Origin of the sequence: Arthrobacter sp. NPDC056886 (assembly GCF_042788715.1) — a bacterium.
Lineage (GTDB): Bacteria > Actinomycetota > Actinomycetes > Actinomycetales > Micrococcaceae > Arthrobacter.
This window is the reverse complement of the sequence record NZ_JBHUBT010000002.1, coordinates 20,390-38,860: the sequence shown is the minus strand read 5'-3', so window position 1 is coordinate 38,860 and position 18,471 is coordinate 20,390. Positions and strand designations below refer to the sequence as shown.

The window sequence follows — 18,471 nt, the reverse complement described above, 5'->3', positions numbered from 1 at the left end:
GGTCCATTCATGGTAGGCTGGTTCGTTGTCTGGCAAGGTACGGACGCACAATCCATCGAAACTTCGCATTTGATGAGGGTTGCCCTGTGCCCAGTAGCAAAAGGCAGCGGTTGGCCGATGCTCTCCATCGTGGAGGCCAGTAACACTGACACACCGCAGATATTGGAAGGACACAAGTGGCTAACAACACTCGTGCTCGCCGGACCGCACGCCTTTCGCGTGCACTCGGCATCGCTCTGACCCCCAAGGCCGCCAAGTACATGGAGCGCCGCCCGTACGGCCCCGGTGAGCATGGTCGTGCCCGCAAGAAGCAGGACTCCGACTACGCCGTACGTCTGCGCGAAAAGCAGCGTCTGCGCGCCCAGTACGGCATCCGCGAAGCCCAGATGACCCGTGCCTTCGAAGAAGCACGCCGCACCAAGGGCCTGACCGGTGAAAACCTGATCGAACTGCTCGAAATGCGTCTCGACGCCCTCGTGCTGCGTGCCGGCTTCGCCCGCACCATCGCCCAGGCCCGCCAGCTGGTTGTGCACCGCCACATCCTCGTTGACGGCATCCGCGTTGACCGCCCGTCTTTCCGCGTCGGCGAGGGCCAGCTGGTTCACGTCCACAGCCGCAGCGAGACCATGCCTCCGTTCCAGGTTGCAGCAGCCGGCGCTCACCGCGACGTCCTGCCGATCGTTCCGGCCTACCTGGACGTCAAGCTTGACGCCCTGCAGGCCCGCCTGGTGCGCCGCCCCAAGCGTTCCGAGATCCCCGTGACCTGCGAAGAGCAGCTCGTCGTGGAATTCTACGCACGCTAATTTCAAAGGCAACACCTACAAAGAAGCCCGTGGCACGCGCCGCGGGCTTCTTTGTATGTAAGGTACTTGGGGGAGTTCCCCGGGAGCCGATTCTGCGTGCACGTAGAAACTGTCGGCCAAATCCGTCGGAACCCGACGCAACGAGCAGGTATCCACTGCAGTTCAAGGAGATGAGTGTCTATGTCTGGTGGCGATATTGCCGGCCTGATCGCGGCAGGGGTGTTCGCACTGCTGGTCCTGCTGCTCGCCGTGCCGATCCTGAAACTCGGGGGAGTGTTCGACGAAGTGCGGACTTCCATCCGGTCCATCAGCGACGGCGCCACCCCGCTCATGGACGAGGTTACCGCCACGGTGACCACCACCAACGAGCAGTTGAAGAAGGTCGACGGCATTTCCTCCAACGTCTCGGATGCCTCCGCCAACATCTCGGCACTGTCCTCGCTCATGGCCGCCACCGTCGGCTCACCGCTGATCAAGGTGGCTGCGTTCAGCTACGGCGTTCGCTCCGCCTTCTCCACCCGCAAAAAGCCCGCCACCGGCCGGCGTAGCCGCTAAGCCCTCCAGGAGCACCTGATATGAACAGAATTATCTGGATGGGAATCGGCGTCGCGATCGGCGTCATCGCCTTCCGCAAGGTCACCGAAGCCCAGTCCGCCCTTGGTCCCCAGGGGCTCAACCGTGCGGTGGGACGGCTGGCGGATGGCCTGTACGACTTCGCCGACGCCGTCCGCGAAGGCATGGGCGAGCGGGAAGCCGAACTCCGCTCCGCCCTTGGCATCGACACGGCGACCGATATCGCTGCAGGCGGCCCCGTTGGCCGCCGGGATGCGATCCGGCGCTAGCCGGGAGAGAATTAGTAAGTACGGTGCCCGTTAAGGGCGTGCCGGCACGTCGGCACCTCCCAAAAGGAGTCCCGGATTGACGGGCCCGGATCAGTGCCACCTCAGCTTGTCCCGCGCAGCACAGACGCGGGCCACATAACGCAGTGAATATTGAAGGGTAAGAAATCAGCTCATGAAGTCGCAGGAGATCACCAAGCGCTGGATCGACTTTTTTGTCAGCAAGGGGCACACCGCCGTGCCCTCCGCCTCCCTGGTCTCCAGCGACCCCTCCCTGCTGTTCACCGTGGCCGGCATGGTCCCGTTCATCCCGTACCTGACGGCCCGCGAGGAGGCCCCCTTCCAGCGGGCCACCAGCGTGCAGAAGTGCATCCGGACCGGTGACATCGAGGAAGTGGGCAAGACCGCACGCCACGGCACCTTCTTCCAGATGTGCGGCAACTTCTCCTTTGGCGACTACTTCAAGGAAGACGCCATCAAGTTCGCGTGGGAGCTCCTCACCACCAGCGTGGACGACGGCGGGTACGGACTGCCGCCGGAGCTGCTGTGGGTCACGGTCTACGAAGAGGACGACGAGGCCGAGCAGCTGTGGCTGAAGAACACCGGCATGCCGTCCGAGCGGATCCAGCGGATGGGCAAGTCCGATAACTACTGGTCCACCGGCCAGCCGGGCCCCGCCGGTCCCTGTTCGGAGATCTATTACGACCGTGGCCCGTCCTACGGCGTCGAGGGCGGCCCCATCGCCGATGAAAACCGCTACGTCGAGATCTGGAACCTCGTGTTCATGCAGTACCAGATCGACAACGTCCGCTCCAAAGTGGACTTCGACATCACCGGCGAGCTGCCCAAGAAGAACATCGACACGGGCCTCGGTATGGAGCGTCTCGCGATGATCCTCCAGGACGTCGAGAACATGTACGAGACCGACCAGGTCCGTCCCGTGATTGACCGTGCCGCGGCGCTTTCCGGCCGGGAGTACACCTCCGCTGAGTCCGCCGAGGACCCGCACCACACCGACGACGTCCGCATGCGCGTGGTTGCCGACCACATCCGCTCGGCCCTGATGCTGATCGCCGACGGCGTCACCCCTTCCAACGAGGGCCGCGGCTATGTGCTGCGCCGCCTGATCCGCCGCGCCGTGCGTTCCATGCGCCTGCTCGGCGTCGAAAAGGCCTGCCTGCCCGAGCTGCTGCCGGCCTCGCGGGACGCCATGAAGGGCGTCTACCCGATCGTGGAGACCGACTTCGAGCGCATCAGCCGGATTGCCTACGCCGAGGAGAAGGCCTTCCTGCGCACCATCGCGTCCGGCACCGCCCGGCTTGAGGACGCCGTCAAGGAGTCCAAGGCCGCCAACCAGCCACTCTCCGGCGCCGACGCCTTTGCCCTGCATGACACCTACGGCTTCCCGATCGACCTCACCCTGGAAATGGCCGAGGAAGCCGGGCTGAAAGTCGACGAGCCCGAGTTCCGCAAGCTCATGCTCGAACAGCGCCAGCGCGCCCAGGCCGATGCCAAGGGCAAGAAGGGTTCGCACGCCGATCTCAGCGCCTTCCAGGAGCTCCTGTCCGCCGGCGAGACCGTCTTCACCGGCTACACCGAACTCCAGGGCGAGTCCAAGGTCCGCGGGATCCTGTCCGGCGGCCGGAAGATCGCCCAGGCCTCCACTGGCGACGAAATCGAACTGGTCCTGGCCGAGACGCCGTTCTACGCCGAGGCCGGCGGCCAGGCCGCCGACACCGGGCTGATCACCGGTGACGGCTTCGTGGTCGAGGTCCTGGACGTCCAAAGCCCTATCAAGGGCCTCAGCGTGCACAAGGCGATTGTCCGTGAAGGCGAAATCGGATCCGACTCACTGGTTCAGGCCGCCGTGGACCGGGAACGCCGCCACGCCGCCGAGCAGGCCCACACGGGCACGCACATCGTGCACGCGGCCCTGCACCAGATCCTCGGCCCGGAGGCCCTGCAGCGCGGCTCCTTCAACAAGGCCGGCTACCTGCGCTTCGACTTCGCCTGGGGCGAGGGCCTGAGCGCGGCCACCCGGTCCGAGATCGAGGAAGTCTCCAACATTGCCATCCGCAACAACTTCCGGGTGGAAACCAAGGTCATGGGCCTCGCCGAGGCCAAGGCGCTTGGAGCCATGGCGCTGTTCGGCGAGAACTACGGCAACGAGGTCCGGGTCGTGGAAATCGACGGTGCGTGGTCCCGCGAACTTTGCGGCGGCACCCACGTCGAGAACACCTCGCTGATCGGCAGCCTGTCCCTGCTCGGGGATCAGTCCGTCGGCTCGGGAAACCGCCGAGTCGAAGCCTTCGTAGGCATGGACGCCTTCCGGCACCTGGCCGCCGAGCGGGCCCTGGTCACTGAGCTCACGGAGATGCTGAAGGTTCCCTCCGGGCTGCTCGCGGACCGGATTTCCAGCACGCTGACCAAGCTCAAGACGGCCGAAAAGGAACTCGAGCGGCTGCGCAAAGAGCAGCTCACGGCCGCCGCTGGCCAGCTGGTTGGCACCGCCAAGGACGCCGCCGGCGTCAAAGTCATCGCACACGACGCCGGTCAGGTCAGCGGCGCGGACGACCTCCGCGGCCTGGCACTGGACCTGCGGACGCGTCTCGGTTCCGAGCCCGCCGCCGTGGCGGTGGCCGGTGTCAGCAACGACCGTCCCATCATCCTGATCGCCACCAACGAAGCCGCCCGGGCCGCCGGAGTCAAAGCCGGTGCCCTGGTGCGCCTCGCCGCGGGCATCCTCGGCGGCGGCGGTGGCGGCAAGGACGACGTCGCCCAGGGCGGCGGCACGGACGCCGCCAAGGTCGGCGCTGCCCTCAGCGCCGTCGTGGACGCCATTACCCGGCGATAGCGGATCCTACGTGTCTGAAGCTGCTGTGGCCGGCGTCTATCCCCGGGGTGTGAAGCTCGGGGTGGACGTCGGCACCGTCCGCGTTGGCGTGGCCGTCTGCGACCGGGATGGAATCTTGGCGACCCCGCTGCGCACGCTGCAGCGGAACGTGAAAAAGAACACGGACGTGCGCATCCTGGCCGCCTTGGCCGCGGAGCTGGACGTCGTGGAGATTTTCGTGGGCCTGCCGCGCACCATGAAGGGCGAAGAGCACGCCTCGGCCAGGATGGCCACAGAGTATGCCCAGCTGCTTGCCCGGGCCCTGCAGGACGCCGGATCCGAGGTGCCCGTGCGCCTGGTTGACGAGCGGCTCAGCACCGTGACCGCCCACCGCAACCTGCACGAGGCTGGCATGAGCAGCAGAAATCACCGTACAGTTGTTGATCAGGTTGCGGCGGCAGGTATTCTGCAACATGCGATTGATATGCAAAAGGCCAGGGGAACGGAGGTCGGAAACCGCGTGTACGCGGAGTCTGCGCCGGGGCCGACCGGAGGCGGCGCACAGACCGGCCCGGCAGTACAGACGCATTCTTCAGACAATGGAAGGCTACAGTGAGCCCGGTCAACAGTGATGACTCCTCCGGTGACGCCCTTAGTGGTGCCGGCCGACCGCTGACGCGTAAAGAGATCCGGGCACGGGAAAAGTTCCTGGCGACGCAGGGACACAGCGTGATCCCGCCGCAGGCTTTTGAGACGGGACAAGACGTTCCAACGCCGACGCCGGAGCGCGAACTGCCGCAGGCCGCCCCGGAACTGCCCGACGCAGCACCGACTGTGCACGAAGACGCTGTTCACGAAGAGCCCGTGCACGACGAACCAGTCCATGAAGTAGCCGTGCGCGACGAACCAGTGCACACAGAAGCTGTGCACGAAGAGCCAGTTCACGACGTTCCGGCTGATGAGACGCCCGCCCGCGAAGACTTCACCCAGATGATCCCCGTCCGCGAAGAGCCCGGCCACGCGGACGCTGGCCACGAGGACGCCGTCTATGCGACAGCCGGCCAGCAGGGCTACGAAACCCTCCATGGCGGGGCTGCCCCCGGCACCGGACCTCACGACGGCTACGCGCTCCAACCCCACGATGGGGGACATCACGATGAGGCCCACGATGTTTACGACGACTCCGTCGAACACCACGCCCAGGCGCATCCGGAGGCCGAGTACCACGGCGAGCCCGGCCACGAGCTGATGGCCGGAGCGGTCCGCTACAACAAGGTTCCGTCCAAGAAGGTCCGCCGCCGCCGCCGCTTCCTGGCCCTGGTGCTGTCCTTGACGGTCTTTGTCGTCGCAATCGCTGTCGGCGCGCAGTTCCTCAAGCCCCTCCTGGGCATGGACAAAATGGCCGATTACCCCGGCCCCGGGACCGGTAACGTCACCATCACAGTCGAACCAGGCGCCGGTCCGAGGTCCGTGGCCACCGAGCTGGAGTCGCAGAAGGTCGTGGCGAACGCGGACACCTTCTTGAAGGAGTTCACCGCTTCCGGCGGTGCACTGAACCCCGGCACCTTCTCGATGCGCCAAGAAATGAAGAACTCCGATGCCGTGTCTGTCCTGCTCAACAAGGGCCAGGGCAAGGTCATGTACTTTGCGCTCAGCGCCGGGTTGCGGATCGGCGAATCCCTGCAGGCGATTTCCGAGGGCACCGGGATTTCGGTTGCCGATTTGAAGGCGCTCAGCGATGCGCCCGCACAGTTTGGCGTCCCGAAGAAAGCCAAGAACCTCGAGGGCTACCTGGCGCCGGGGGAGTACCGCTTCCCGTTGGGCTCCTCTGCCAAGGACATTCTGCAGAAGCTCGTCGGCAACACCCTGGATGAACTCAAGGCCCAGGGCGTCACCGATTCCGCGAAACAGTACGACGTCGTGACGGTAGCAAGCATCGTGCAGGCCGAAGGCGGCCAGGCCGAATACGGCGACGTCGCCGGCGCCATCTACAACCGCCTCAAGCCGAACAACACCGAGACGAACGGGCTGATCCAGTCCGATGCCACAGTCACCTATGGCCTGGGCATCCGCAGCTTCCACATCGACGAGGCCCAGAAGGCCGACAAGTCGAATCCCTACAACACCTACGCCAACCAGGGGCTGCCCGCCGGGCCCATCGGCTCGCCCGGCAAGACGGCCATCGACGCGGCCGCCAAGCCCAAGTCCAACAGCTACCTCTATTGGGTCACCATCAACCTGGACACCAAGGAGACCAAGTTCTCCAAGACCCTGGCCGAGCACAACGGATACGTGGAGCAGTACAACGCCTGGTGCGCGGCCAACCCGGGACGCTGCGTATGACGCTGCGGGCGGCCGTCCTCGGGCATCCCATCAGCCATTCGAAGTCGCCGGCGCTGCACCGCGCCGCCTACGCCCACCTGGGCCTGGACATCGCCTACTCCGCCATTGACGTGACAGAGTCGGCCCTGCCGGATTTCATGCGGCAGGTCAGGGACGAGGCGCGCGCTGACGGTTCCTGGCGCGGGCTCTCGGTCACCATGCCGCTCAAATCGGCCATGGTGGCGGAAGTGGACGAAGTCCGGGGCGTCGGGCGCGCACTCGGCGTCGTCAACACCGTTGCGTTCGAACCCGACGCCGGCGGTGCTGACCAAACCCAGTTGGTTGCCTACAACACGGACGTCGCCGGGATCGTCAACGCACTCCGGCACGCGGGGGCCGCCCCCGCGCCCACCGCCGTAATCCTTGGCGGCGGCGGAACGGCCGCCGCAGCCATCGCGGCGCTCAAGGAACTGGGGGCAGCGGCTGCCGACGTGTTCGTGCGCGATCCCAGCCGTGCCGGTGAGGCCCGCGCGGCCTCCGCCGCCCTGGCGGTCCCCATTCAGGTGCTTCCCCTCGCCGGTGCGGCCGCCGCCGCCGCCGCGGCCGACGTCGTCATCTCCACGCTGCCGCCACGCGCGGCTGACACACTTGCCAGGGAACTGGCAGACGCACTGGCGGCGAAACTGACGGGCAGCCCGGGCGTGCTCCTGGACGTCGCCTATGATCCGTGGCCCAGCCGGATCGCGGCGGTCTGGCAGGAAGCTGCCGGCACGGTGGTCCCGGGACTTGAAATGCTCATCTACCAGGCCGTGGAGCAGGTGCGGCATTTCACCGGACTGGGCGAGGGCCTCCCGGCCGGAGTCATAGATGTGATGTGTGACGCAGTCGGGGCACCCCGACGGGTGTTCTAACCGCCCGACATGGCAGGATGGAATGTATGTTGCGTTGGTTGACTGCCGGAGAATCCCATGGCCCGGCACTGGTCGGAATAATTGAAGGCGTCCCCGCCGGTGTGGAGCTCACCAGCGCCCACATCAGCGAGGCCCTGGCCCGCCGGCGGCTCGGCTATGGCCGCGGCGCCCGGATGAAATTCGAGCAGGACGAGGTCACGATCCTCGGCGGAGTCCGCCACGGCCTGACCCAGGGCGGCCCTGTCGCCATCCAGGTCGGCAACACCGAATGGCCCAAGTGGGAACAGATCATGTCTTCCGATCCCGTGGAGCCGGAAATCCTGGCCGACCAGGCCCGGAACGCCCCCCTGACGCGGCCGCGGCCCGGCCACGCCGACTTCACCGGCATGCAGAAATACGGCTTCGACGAGGCACGCCCGGTCCTGGAGCGGGCCAGCGCCCGCGAGACGGCCACGAGGGTGGCGCTGGGCACGGTCGCCGCAGCGTTCCTCAAGCAGCTCGGGATCGAACTCGTCTCCCACACCGTGTCCATCGCCAGCGTTGCCGTGCCGGAAGGCCGGCCGCTGCCGGTTCCGGGCAACGTGATCGCCCTGGACGCCGATCCGCTGCGCTGCTTTGACCGCGAAACCTCGGACGCCATGGTGGCCGAGGTCGACGTCGCGCATAAGGAAGGCGAAACCCTCGGCGGCGTCGTGGAGGTGCTTGTCTACGGGCTCCCGCCGGGACTGGGCAGCTACGTCCACTGGGACCGGCGCCTCGACTCGCGCCTGGCGGCTGCCCTGATGGGCATCCAGGCCATCAAGGGCGTTGAGGTCGGCGACGGCTTCCGCACCGCGGCCCGCCGCGGCTCGGCCGCCCACGACGAGATCGTCAAGGACGCGGACGGCAAGATCATCCGCACGTCCAACCGTGCAGGCGGGATCGAGGGTGGCATGAGCATTGGCGATGTCCTCCGCGTCCGTGCCGCCATGAAGCCGATCGCCACCGTGCCCCGCGCGCTTAAGACGGTCGACGTCAGCACAGGAGAGGCCGCCAAGGCCCACCACCAGCGCTCCGACGTCTGTGCCGTCCCCGCCGCCGGCGTCGTGGCGGAGGCCATGGTGGCCCTCGTGATCGCCGAAGCGGTCACCGAAAAATTCGGCGGTGACTCCGTGCAGGAGACCGCCCGCAACATCAAGGGTTACCTGGACAGCATTCCGGCGTCCCTGGACTCGATCGGCCACTAGTGCCGGCCGGAAACACCGACGGGCGCTCCGCCGCGGCGACGCCCGCGGCAAAACACCTCAACCCGGTGGTCCTGATCGGACCGATGGCCGTCGGCAAGTCGGCGATCGGACACCAGCTCGCGCAGCACCTCGGGTGCGCGTTCGTGGACACGGACGCGCTCGTGGTGGCCCAGCACGGGACGATCGCCGAGATCTTCGCCAGCCGGGGCGAGCACGCTTTCCGTGAGCTCGAGGCCCGGGCCGTGGCGCAGGCCATCGAAGAAGCACAGGGGAGCACCACCGTCATATCGCTTGGCGGCGGGGCTGTCCTTGACTCCGGTACGCAGCAGCTCCTGGGCCGCTGTACCGTTGTCTATCTCGAATGCGACGCCGAGACTGTGGCGGAACGCATTGCCAGAAATTCGGGCCGGCCGCTCCTGGCCGGCGACGCCATGGGCCGGTGGCGGACCTTGTTCGCTGCCCGGCAGCCGGTCTACGAACGGCTCGCCGACCTGGTCCTCGATGTCCGCAGCGGCAGCGTTCCGGAGCTGGCCCACCGGCTGGAAGATGCGCTGGGGGAGCACGCCGTCGCGAAGACCGCGGCCGTGCCCACTCCGGCGGCGACAAAGGAAGTTGAATAGTGAGTAACGAATCAACCGTCATCAAAGTCACCGGACAAACGCCGGGTGAGAACTACGACGTCGTAGTGGGCCGCGGCCTCCTGGCAAGCCTGCCTGGCCTGCTGGGCGAGCGCGTCAAACGGGTCCTGGTCATCCACCCCCGCGCGCTTCGGCTGACCGGGGACACCGTCCGCGAAGAGCTGGCCGCCGCCGGCTTCACCGCCTTGACCGCAGAAATCCCCGACGCCGAAGAGGGCAAGCACATCGAGGTCGCCTCCTTCTGCTGGCAGGTGCTGGGGCAAAACGACTTCACCCGCTCCGATGCCGTCGTCGCCGTCGGCGGCGGCGCCGTGACGGACCTGGCCGGCTTTGTCGCAGCGACCTGGCTGCGCGGCGTCAAGGTCATCCACATGCCCACGAGCCTGCTGGGCATGGTGGACGCCTCGGTGGGCGGCAAGACCGGCATCAACACCGCCGAGGGCAAGAACCTGGTGGGCGCGTTCCACCCGCCCGCCGGTGTCCTCGCAGACCTCGACACGCTGGAGACGCTGCCGAAGAACGAGATCATTTCCGGCATGGCCGAGGTCATCAAATGCGGCTTCATCGCCGACCCGGCCATTCTGGACCTGATCGAAAAGGACCCGTCAGCGGTCATCGATCCCCGCTCGGACCTGCTGCGGGAACTGATCGAACGGGCCATCACCGTCAAAGCCCGGGTGGTCTCCGAGGACCTGAAGGAAACCGGCCAGCGCGAGATTCTGAACTACGGCCACACCCTGGGCCACGCGATCGAACTCGCCGAGCGCTACTCCTGGCGCCACGGTGCCGCCGTCTCCGTGGGCATGATGTTCGCGGCCGAACTCGCCCGCAGCGTCGGGCGGCTCAGCGACGCCGACGCCGACAGGCACCGCACCATCCTTGAAAGCCTCGGGCTTCCCATCACCTACCGCCGCGACCGCTGGCAGGCCCTCCTCGACGGCATGCGCCGGGACAAGAAGTCCCGCGGTGACCTGCTCCGGTTCGTGGTGCTCGACGGCGTCGGCCGGCCCGGCATCCTCGACGTCCCGGACACGTCACTGCTGTTTGCCGCTTACCAGGAGATTGCCTCCTGATGCACATGGTCAAGGGCGGCACCAGCGAGTGGCCGGACGCGGGACTTCCCGGGATCCGGATCAACCCGCAGACCCTGATGCCCCAGATCGTCAACGACGAGGTCCTGGCCGAGGCGTTGGCGGCCTCCGCCGACCCGGGGGACCTGATCCTCGTCCGGCTCGTCGAAGGGCACGCGGCCGAGGCCGCCGAGCTCCTGGCCGAGGCCCGCTACAAGGACCCCGACTCGCTCCGGCTGCGGATCTTCGAGGCGGACGTGCTCCGGGTTTCGAACCGGTTCGACCGGGCGGTGGAAGTGTTCCGCCAGCTCCTCGCCGAGACCCAGGGGACCCTGGAGGAGGGGGCCGTCCGCCAGCACCTCGGCCGGTCCTACTTCGCCGGCGGGAACATTGCCGCCGCTGTCGAATCGTTCGCCAAGGCACTGGATTTGCGCGTGGCCGGGTCCGCCGACGCGGCCCTGATCTACGCCTCCACGGTGGCGCTGCAGCGCGCGCGGGACGTGCTGGAACAGCAGTCCTGAGCCCCGGTCAGCCAGCTGTCCGCGGGAACCGGTAGAATAGAACTTGGATTTTTGACAAATACGCGCTGGCGGGCCGCTTGGCATGCCGGCCCGGCATAGAACGTCTGGCCGATAGCACCGGCCCGATGGAACCAGAGAGAAACTAAGAGGATACAGTGGCAACCACTAACGACATCAAGAACGGAACCGTCCTTAAGCTTGAGGGCCAGCTTTGGAACATCATCGAGTTCCAGCACGTCAAGCCCGGCAAGGGTGGCGCGTTCGTGCGCACCAAGATGCGCAACGTGATGTCCGGCAAGGTGGTCGACAAGACCTTCAACGCCGGACTGAAGATTGAGACCGCCACGGTGGACCGCCGCGACTACCAGTACCTGTACCAGGACGGCGCCGACTTCGTCTTCATGGACACCTCGGACTTCGACCAGCTCACCGTTTCCGCCGCCACCGTCGGCGACGCCACCAACTTCATGCTCGAGAACCAGATGGTCAACATCGCCATCCACGAGGGCAACCCGCTCTACATCGAGCTGCCCCCGAGCGTCGTCCTCGAGATCACCTACACCGAGCCGGGCCTGCAGGGCGACCGCTCCTCGGCCGGCACCAAGCCCGCCACGCTCGAAACCGGATACGAGATCCAGGTGCCGCTGTTCGTCGAGAACAACACCAAGGTCAAGGTCGACACCCGTGACGGCAGCTACCTCGGCCGGGTCAACGACTAGTGAGTGCGCGCGGTAAGGCCCGGAACCGGGCCCTCGATGTGCTTTTTGAGGCCGAGCAGCGCTCGGCCTCGGCGTTCGACGTACTGAAGTCCCGCCGCGAGCAGACTGACCAGATCGTCAACCCGTACACCCTCGAAATTGTCGAAGGCGTGGTGTCTCACCAGGCGGCCATCGACGAATTCCTCGAGACCTATTCGCAGGGCTGGACCCTGGAGCGCATGCCCTCCGTGGACCGCATCATCCTGCGGATCGGCACCTGGGAACTGCTCTACAACGACGACGTCCCGGACGGCGTGGCAGTCAGCGAAGCTGTGGCCCTGGCCAAGACGCTCTCCACGGACGAGTCGCCGTCGTTCATCAACGGCCTGCTGGGCCGGCTGCAGCAGCTGAAGCCTTCCCTGCTGGCCTAGTTCCTCAGGCAATCAGCCCAGACACCACGAAGAACCCCGTCCAGGACAGCCTGGGCGGGGTTCTTTCGTTCGCCGGGCAGCACTTTCCGGGGCTGCACTTTCACGCGGCTGGGCCCACCGAATATCGTGGGCAGGTGGATACCGAACTCGAGGCATTTCTCCGGGCCAGGCTGGGGGCCAGGCATCCGAGGTTTGCCGCGGCCGTCATCGTTGGGGGAGAGGCAACCCTGGCTGCCAGCGGAGTCGCCCAGGACGCCGACTTCGAAATTGGGTCGATCTCCAAGGGGATCACCGGACTGCTTTACGCGGACGCCTGCGAGCGGGGCGAGATTTCCCCGGACACCGCGCTCGGGCAGCTGCTCCCGCTCGGAAGCTGCGCGGCCGCGGGCGCCAGCCTTGACTCCCTGAGTCGGCATGCCTCGGGCATGCCGCGACTGCTGCCGGGAATCCCCGGTTCCGCGTCACCGCTGAGGCGCACGGCCTCGTTTTTCCTGCGCGGGGCGAATCCGTATGGGGAGAGCCTGGCGGGACTGCTGGAGCAGGCCCGCGCGGTTCGGTTGCGCGGGCCCCGGTTGCAGGGGCCCCGGCCGCGGTATTCCAACCTCGGCTTCGAACTCCTCGGCCACGCGATCGCGGCCGGTGCGGGCATGAGCTACCGGAACCTTGTCGCGGCACGCCTCTGCCGGCCGCTGGCGCTCAACAGGATGTACATGCCGGCAACCCCCGGCGAACTGGGTCCGGATGCCCTGACGGGCCACAGCCGCCGGGGCCGTCCCCGGCAGCCTTGGACCGGCGAGGCACTGGCCCCGGCCGGCGGGATCCGGGCATCCATCGAGGACCTCGCCCGGCTCGCCCAGGCACTCCTCGACGGCTCCGCCCCGGGCAGGTCCGCGCTGGACCCGGTGGCGGACTTCGCCGGTCCGGCAGTCCGCATCGGCGCTGCCTGGCTCACGCTTGAGGCCAAGGGACGCCGGATCACCTGGCACAACGGCGGCACGGGCGGGTTCAGCAGTTGGATCGGCCTGGACCGGGACGCACAGACCGCAGTGGTCCTGCTTTCGGCGACGGCAGCTCCTGTTGACCGCCCAGGTTTCGAGCTGCTGCGGAAACTGGCCACAGGCTGAAACTGTCAAGCGCTGAATCTGGGAGAACACAGAAACTGGCAGCGCGTTGACGTGCTCCTAGCCGACGACGGCGGTCCGGAGCGCGGCGATCTCGGCGAGCTGGTGCTGCTCATCGAGTAGGTGCGCCGGCACGTCCCGGCCGCTGAGGATCCGTTGCCGGGTCAAGGCAAGCTGGGTGGCGGCATCGATCAGGGCCTTCATCTGCGCGCCCCGGCCGACGGATTTGGCCCAGCGCAGTGCGGAACGGCGGCCGGCGGCGGTGGCCAGCATTTCCACCTCGGCCGCGGTGAACCAGCCCGCGGCCGCGTATTCCTTGAGCCGCTGGCGGGTGAGCCTGCGCTCCGCCACCCGCAGCAGCACGATGACCAGAACCGCCAGCAAGAAGATCGGCACCTGCACCAGCACGTACTGGGCCAGGAAGTCCTGGCCCATGCGGTTCCACCCGCTGTGCAGCAGCATCGCGGGGACGAGGCCGACGGCGAATGCCAGCGCGCCCAGCCCGGTGTGTCCGCGGCGCGCGGCGAGACCCATGATCAGGCCGGTGGTTCCCGTGAAAATGGCGTGGGCGAACGGGGACAGTACGCCGCGGAGGAAGAACACCACGGCAAGGTCCGTGCCGGGGTCGCTGGATTCGGCGATGGCACGGCCGAAATACAGGATGTTCTCGGTGAACGCGAAACCAGCCGCGATGGTGAAGGCGAACACCACACCATCCACCGGCCCGTTGAAGTGTTTCGGGGCGAAGACCAGGAGCACCAGGAGCCCCAGGGACTTAGCGAATTCCTCCACCACCGGCGCCTGGACCGTCACCGCGAAAGTCGTATAGTCCAGCCCCGAGGCCGGCCCCGCCACCAGCGAAAAGTACGGCTGGATCAGCATCGTGACCGCGATGGAAACGGCCGCGCCCCAGACAAAGGCGAAAAGCAGCAGCGGCTTGGGCTCCGGTTCCCAGCGGTCGATGAAGCGCACGGTCAACAGCACGGTCCCCAGCGGAATCAGGGAGGCGATGAAACCGATGACAAAGCCAGAGATTCCGGTCCTGCCCAGGAGGAAGGGCAGGACCAGGAAGAGGCTGATGAACGCGAGGAACCCGCCGGCCAGCACCAGGCCAGCAACGCCGGCGGAACGGCGGCCGCCCGGCACCGCCGGAAGGGCCTGAGGGAGCGCCGGCTGGAAGTGGTCGCGGGGGTTGGCCGGGGCCCGCCGGTAGTCGGCCGGGCGGACATGTCCCAGCCACGTCGGGTTGGCTTGCTGGGGCAGCGGCCGCTGTCCTGAGGCGCCAAGGTAGTCCTGCCCGGGCCGTGGCTCGTTCGTCGTCATGGAGTCGAGCCTATGTCCGTGTGAGGTTAAACGCATTCCGGCGGCGGCGGCGGGCCGTCAGTCCCGCTGTGGTAATTTGAAAGAGCAAATAATCCTTTTTTAATTCCGTCCCGTGAGGCGGGGAAAGGGGAGACGAGCTTTGACTTCTGTGCCTTCAGCACCGGGTCCGGCGAAGGTGATGCTCACCCGGGTTGTCCTCAACCAGGCTGACATAGACCGCGCCCTCACTCGTATCGCCCATGAAATTCTCGAGGCCAACAAGGGCTCCCAGGACCTCGTCCTGCTGGGCATACCGCGCCGGGGTTATCCCCTCGCCGTCCGCCTCGCCGCCAAGATCGCCGCCGCCGACCCCACCGTGGACGCCTCCGCGATTGTCGGCCAGCTCGACGTCACCATGTTCCGCGATGACCTCTCCCACCAGCCCACCAGGCCGCCGTACCCCACGCAGCTGCCGCGCACCGGGATCGACAACAAAGTTGTTGTGCTGATCGACGACGTCCTCTACTCCGGGCGCACCATCCGGGCAGCCCTTGACGCCATCATCGACCTCGGCCGCCCGCGGATTGTCCGCCTCGCCGTGCTGATCGACCGTGGCCACCGCGAACTGCCCATCCGCGCGGACCACGTCGGCAAGAACCTGCCCACGTCCTCGTCCGAGAAGGTCCGCGTCCGCCTCGAGGAAACTGACTCTGTAGACGGAGTCCCCGACGGCGCCCCCGTCAACGAGGTCGTCATCGAGGCCACCGCATGAGGCACCTGCTCTCCACCCAGGACCTGAGCCTGCACGACGCCATCCGCATCCTGGACACCGCCGAGGAAATGGCGGCCGTGGGGGAGCGCGAGGTCAAAAAGCTCCCCGCCCTGCGCGGACGCACCGTGGTCAACCTGTTCTTCGAGGACTCCACCCGCACCCGGATCTCCTTCGAGGCAGCCGCCAAACGGCTCTCCGCCGACGTCATCAACTTCGCCGCGAAAGGCTCCTCCGTCTCCAAGGGCGAGTCACTCAAGGACACCGCCCAGACGCTCGCCGCGATGGGCGCCGACGCGGTGGTCATCCGGCACTGGGCCTCCGGCGCCCCGCACCGGCTCGCCGCGACCGACTGGATCGACGCCGCCGTCATCAACGCCGGCGACGGCACCCACGAACACCCCACCCAGGCGCTGCTGGACGCGTTCACCATGCGCCGGCACTGGTCCAAGCTGGCCGGCACGCCGTCGGCCGGAGCCGACCTCAAAGGCATGCGCGTCGCCATCGCGGGCGACGTGCTGCACTCCCGGGTGGCGCGCTCCAACGTCTGGCTGTTGCCCACCCTTGGCGCCGAAGTCACCCTCGTTGCGCCGCCCACCTTGCTGCCCATCGGCGTCGAAAAGTGGCCCTGCGCCGTTAGCTTCGACCTCGACGAGACCCTCGCGCAGGGCGTGGACGCCATGATGATGCTCCGGGTCCAGGGCGAACGGATGAATGCATCCTTCTTCCCGACCACCCGCGAGTACTCGCGCCGCTGGGGCTTCGACGACAACCGGCTCCGGGCCCTCGACAGCCTCGGGCTCAAGGACACCATCATCATGCACCCGGGTCCGATGAACCGCGGCCTGGAAATTTCCGCGGCCGCGGCCGACTCGCCCCGCTCCACCGTACTGGCGCAGGTCCGCAACGGCGTCTCCATCCGCATGGCGGCACTCTACCTGCTGCTTTCCGGGGAGCACCGGGAGCCGGTACCTGTATCCGTACCTGCATCTGTAGCTGCATCCGCGGCCCACGCCGCCAATCCGAACCTCACTTATTCCCACCAGGAGAGCCACTGATGGCCGAACAGCAACAGCACGCAGACAACAGCGGCGCCTACCTCATCCGAGGCGCGTCGATCCTGGGCGGAGCAGCCGAGGACCTCCTGATCCGGGACGGCGTGATCGCCGCCCGCGGCCCGCAGTTGGATGCCGACGTCGCCGGGGTAAGGGACGCCACAGTAATCGACGCCGCCGGCCTCGTCGCGCTCCCGGGCATGGTGGACATCCACACGCACCTGCGCGAACCCGGCCGCGAAGACGCCGAAACCGTCGAAACCGGCACCCGCGCGGCCGCACTCGGCGGCTACACGGCCGTCCACGCGATGGCCAACAGCACTCCGGTGGCGGACACCGCCGGCGTCGTTGAGCAAGTCCTCACCCTTGGCCGGACCGCCGGCTGGGTGGACGTGCGCCCGGTGGGAGCCGTCACCGTGGGACTCGCGGGGGAGCAGCTCGCCGAACTCGGCGCCATGGCCGACTCCCGGGCCCACGTGCGGGTCTTCTCCGACGACGGGATCTGCGTGCACGATCCCGTCCTGATGCGCCGCGCCCTCGAATACGTCAAGGCATTCGACGGCGTCGTCGCCCAGCACGCGCAGGAACCCCGTCTCACCGCCGGCGCCCAGATGAACGAGGGCGAGGTCTCCGCCGTCCTGGGCCTGGCCGGCTGGCCTGCCGTCGCCGAAGAAAGCATCATCGCCCGGGACGTGCTGCTGGCCCAGCACGTCGGCTCCCGCCTGCACGTGTGCCACGTCTCCACTGCCGGGTCCGTGGAAATCATCCGCTGGGCCAAGTCCCGCGGCGTCAACGTCACGGCCGAGGTCACCCCGCACCACCTCTGGCTCACGGATGAGCTCGCCCGCAGCTACGACCCCGTCTACAAGGTCAACCCGCCGCTGCGCACCGACGCCGATGTCCAGGCCCTCCGCGCCGCCCTGGCCGACGGCACGATCGACGTTGTCGGCACCGACCACGCCCCGCACCCGAGCGAGCACAAGGAATGCGAGTGGGCGCAGGCGGCCATGGGCATGACCGGGCTGGAAACCGCGCTCTCCGTGGTGCAGCACACCATGATCGAATCCGGCCTGATGGGCTGGGAAGACTTCGCCCGGGTGACCTCCACGGCACCGGCAGCCATCGGCCGGGTCCAGGACCAGGGCCGCCCGCTCGAGGCCGGAGAGCCTGCCAACGTCACACTCGTGGACCCGGCTGCGCGCTGGACCGTGGACCCTTCTAAGATGGCAACCATGGGCCGTAACTCTCCGTTTGCCGGCCGGGAACTGCCCGGGAAGGTAGTGGCGACGTTCTTCAAGGGCCACCCGACCGTTCTCGACGGAAAACTGAACACCCCCTACCGGTGGCCGGCCGACGCCGTCGACGCCGGACCGGCGGGCCGCCGCCCATGACGGTCAAGGACCTTTCCCTGCTCTTCACGCTGGCCCTGACCGGCGTCGCGCTCGTCCTCATCGCCGTCGGCTGGCGCAACCGCCTGCGCCGCCAGTCCGACGTCGAGCCCCTCCCCGAGGTTCCCGCCGAGCTCGGCGCCCCGCTGGCCGCAGCCGACGGCCAGTACGTCGCGTCCACCACCGCCGGCGACTGGCTGGACCGGATCGCCGTGCACAATCTGGGCATCCGCACCAACGCCACGCTCAGCGTGCACCCCGAAGGCGTGCTGTTCGAACGCGCGGGCGCCGGCCCGGTTTTCATCCCGGCCTCACGCCTCACCGGTGTGCGGCAGGAAAGCGGCATGGCCGGAAAGTTCGTCGAGAAAGACGGCCTGCTGGTGCTGAGCTGGATGCTCGGTTCCCACGAGCTGGACACCGGCTACCGGACCCGCCGTGCCGAGGACAAGGCCGTGCTCCTCACCACCCTCCAAGATTTGATCTCCGCAGCCCCTCAGGCAGAAGCCGATAGTGGAAAGTAACGACGTGACGGACTCCAACGCAG

At 67.4% G+C, this 18,471-nt stretch carries 19 protein-coding genes; 18 read left to right on the top strand and 1 reads right to left on the bottom strand.

The genetic code is table 11. The features are described from left to right. The first annotated feature begins 176 nt into the window (after positions 1–176). The 14 genes from rpsD (at position 177) to ACFRJ8_RS03210 (ending at position 13,416) form a co-directional block, all read left to right on the top strand. Complete coding sequence (gene rpsD, locus ACFRJ8_RS03275) at positions 177–803, top strand: 30S ribosomal protein S4 (protein ID WP_018773157.1); 627 nt, start codon at positions 177–179, stop codon at positions 801–803. Positions 804–983: 180 nt separating this feature from the next. Beyond that, positions 984–1,358: a DUF948 domain-containing protein gene (locus ACFRJ8_RS03270; RefSeq protein ID WP_377984720.1), complete on the top strand. Its 375-nt coding sequence runs from the start codon at positions 984–986 to the stop codon at positions 1,356–1,358. A 20-nt stretch (positions 1,359–1,378) separates the two neighbouring features. After that, positions 1,379–1,645, top strand: a complete 267-nt coding sequence (locus tag ACFRJ8_RS03265; protein ID WP_377984719.1) for a DUF6167 family protein — start codon at positions 1,379–1,381, stop codon at positions 1,643–1,645. A gap of 172 nt (positions 1,646–1,817) precedes the next feature. Next, a complete protein-coding gene (gene alaS, locus ACFRJ8_RS03260; RefSeq protein ID WP_377984718.1) occupies positions 1,818–4,496 on the top strand; it encodes an alanine--tRNA ligase in 2,679 nt (892 codons plus the stop codon). 10 nt (positions 4,497–4,506) lie between these two features. After that, the gene (ruvX, locus tag ACFRJ8_RS03255) at positions 4,507–5,091 is read left to right on the top strand and encodes a Holliday junction resolvase RuvX (protein WP_377984717.1); all 585 of its coding nucleotides are present in this window, start codon (positions 4,507–4,509) and stop codon (positions 5,089–5,091) included. Then, a complete protein-coding gene (gene mltG / locus ACFRJ8_RS03250; RefSeq protein WP_377984716.1) occupies positions 5,088–6,818 on the top strand; it encodes an endolytic transglycosylase MltG in 1,731 nt (576 codons plus the stop codon). Before ruvX ends, mltG begins: the two co-directional genes overlap by 4 nt. Next, positions 6,815–7,708, top strand: a complete 894-nt coding sequence (locus ACFRJ8_RS03245; protein WP_377984714.1) for a shikimate dehydrogenase — start codon at positions 6,815–6,817, stop codon at positions 7,706–7,708. The genes mltG and ACFRJ8_RS03245 overlap by 4 nt, the downstream gene beginning before the upstream one ends. A 26-nt stretch (positions 7,709–7,734) precedes the next feature. Beyond that, positions 7,735–8,934, top strand: coding sequence for a chorismate synthase (gene aroC / locus ACFRJ8_RS03240; protein ID WP_277525862.1), 1,200 nt, complete (start codon positions 7,735–7,737; stop codon positions 8,932–8,934). 65 nt (positions 8,935–8,999) lie between these two features. Then, a complete protein-coding gene (locus ACFRJ8_RS03235) occupies positions 9,000–9,554 on the top strand; it encodes a shikimate kinase (RefSeq protein WP_377985174.1) in 555 nt (184 codons plus the stop codon). Further along, positions 9,554–10,645 carry a 3-dehydroquinate synthase gene (aroB, locus tag ACFRJ8_RS03230; RefSeq protein WP_377984713.1) on the top strand — a complete coding sequence of 364 codons (1,092 nt, stop codon included), beginning with the start codon at positions 9,554–9,556 and terminating at the stop codon, positions 10,643–10,645. Before ACFRJ8_RS03235 ends, aroB begins: the two co-directional genes overlap by 1 nt. Next, positions 10,645–11,163, top strand: a complete 519-nt coding sequence (locus ACFRJ8_RS03225) for a tetratricopeptide repeat protein (protein WP_377984712.1) — start codon at positions 10,645–10,647, stop codon at positions 11,161–11,163. The genes aroB and ACFRJ8_RS03225 overlap by 1 nt, the downstream gene beginning before the upstream one ends. Before the next feature lie 155 nt (positions 11,164–11,318). Then, positions 11,319–11,882 carry an elongation factor P gene (gene efp / locus ACFRJ8_RS03220; protein ID WP_018773146.1) on the top strand — a complete coding sequence of 188 codons (564 nt, stop codon included), beginning with the start codon at positions 11,319–11,321 and terminating at the stop codon, positions 11,880–11,882. After that, a complete protein-coding gene (gene nusB, locus ACFRJ8_RS03215; RefSeq protein ID WP_091251831.1) occupies positions 11,882–12,292 on the top strand; it encodes a transcription antitermination factor NusB in 411 nt (136 codons plus the stop codon). The genes efp and nusB overlap by 1 nt, the downstream gene beginning before the upstream one ends. A 134-nt stretch (positions 12,293–12,426) precedes the next feature. Beyond that, a complete protein-coding gene (locus ACFRJ8_RS03210) occupies positions 12,427–13,416 on the top strand; it encodes a serine hydrolase domain-containing protein (RefSeq protein WP_377984711.1) in 990 nt (329 codons plus the stop codon). Between the two features lie 57 nt (positions 13,417–13,473). Here the strand turns inward: ACFRJ8_RS03210 and ACFRJ8_RS03205 are convergent, their stop codons facing one another. After that, a complete protein-coding gene (locus tag ACFRJ8_RS03205; RefSeq protein ID WP_377984710.1) occupies positions 13,474–14,736 on the bottom strand; it encodes a PrsW family intramembrane metalloprotease in 1,263 nt (420 codons plus the stop codon). Between the two features lie 139 nt (positions 14,737–14,875). On the opposite strand from ACFRJ8_RS03205, the gene pyrR reads away from it, so the two are divergent. The 4 genes from pyrR to ACFRJ8_RS03185 are packed head-to-tail and all read left to right on the top strand — an operon-like array spanning position 14,876 to position 18,448. After that, positions 14,876–15,487: a bifunctional pyr operon transcriptional regulator/uracil phosphoribosyltransferase PyrR gene (gene pyrR / locus ACFRJ8_RS03200; RefSeq protein ID WP_377984709.1), complete on the top strand. Its 612-nt coding sequence runs from the start codon at positions 14,876–14,878 to the stop codon at positions 15,485–15,487. After that, entirely contained in the window at positions 15,484–16,542 is a 1,059-nt protein-coding gene (locus ACFRJ8_RS03195; protein ID WP_377984708.1) for an aspartate carbamoyltransferase catalytic subunit, read from the top strand. The genes pyrR and ACFRJ8_RS03195 overlap by 4 nt, the downstream gene beginning before the upstream one ends. After that, positions 16,542–17,930 (top strand): dihydroorotase, encoded by a 1,389-nt coding sequence (locus tag ACFRJ8_RS03190; protein WP_377984707.1) that lies wholly within the window; start codon positions 16,542–16,544, stop codon positions 17,928–17,930. Before ACFRJ8_RS03195 ends, ACFRJ8_RS03190 begins: the two co-directional genes overlap by 1 nt. Continuing rightward, positions 17,927–18,448, top strand: a complete 522-nt coding sequence (locus ACFRJ8_RS03185) for a hypothetical protein (protein ID WP_377984706.1) — start codon at positions 17,927–17,929, stop codon at positions 18,446–18,448. The genes ACFRJ8_RS03190 and ACFRJ8_RS03185 overlap by 4 nt, the downstream gene beginning before the upstream one ends. The last annotated feature ends 23 nt before the right edge of the window (positions 18,449–18,471 follow it).

Excerpts from the sequence above, each read along its gene's own strand:
- ACFRJ8_RS03245 (WP_377984714.1), top strand. The coding sequence starts at position 6,815 with ATGACGCTGCGGGCGGCCGTCCTCGGGCATCCCATCAGCCATTCGAAG.
- alaS (WP_377984718.1), top strand. The coding sequence starts at position 1,818 with ATGAAGTCGCAGGAGATCACCAAGCGCTGGATCGACTTTTTTGTCAGC.
- ACFRJ8_RS03225 (WP_377984712.1), top strand. The coding sequence starts at position 10,645 with ATGCACATGGTCAAGGGCGGCACCAGCGAGTGGCCGGACGCGGGACTT.
- ACFRJ8_RS03270 (WP_377984720.1), top strand. The coding sequence starts at position 984 with ATGTCTGGTGGCGATATTGCCGGCCTGATCGCGGCAGGGGTGTTCGCA.
- ACFRJ8_RS03265 (WP_377984719.1), top strand. The coding sequence starts at position 1,379 with ATGAACAGAATTATCTGGATGGGAATCGGCGTCGCGATCGGCGTCATC.
- ACFRJ8_RS03205 (WP_377984710.1), bottom strand. The coding sequence starts at position 14,736 with ATGACGACGAACGAGCCACGGCCCGGGCAGGACTACCTTGGCGCCTCA.
- ACFRJ8_RS03190 (WP_377984707.1), top strand. The coding sequence starts at position 16,542 with ATGGCCGAACAGCAACAGCACGCAGACAACAGCGGCGCCTACCTCATC.
- ACFRJ8_RS03195 (WP_377984708.1), top strand. The coding sequence starts at position 15,484 with ATGAGGCACCTGCTCTCCACCCAGGACCTGAGCCTGCACGACGCCATC.
- aroC (WP_277525862.1), top strand. The coding sequence starts at position 7,735 with ATGTTGCGTTGGTTGACTGCCGGAGAATCCCATGGCCCGGCACTGGTC.
- ACFRJ8_RS03185 (WP_377984706.1), top strand. The coding sequence starts at position 17,927 with ATGACGGTCAAGGACCTTTCCCTGCTCTTCACGCTGGCCCTGACCGGC.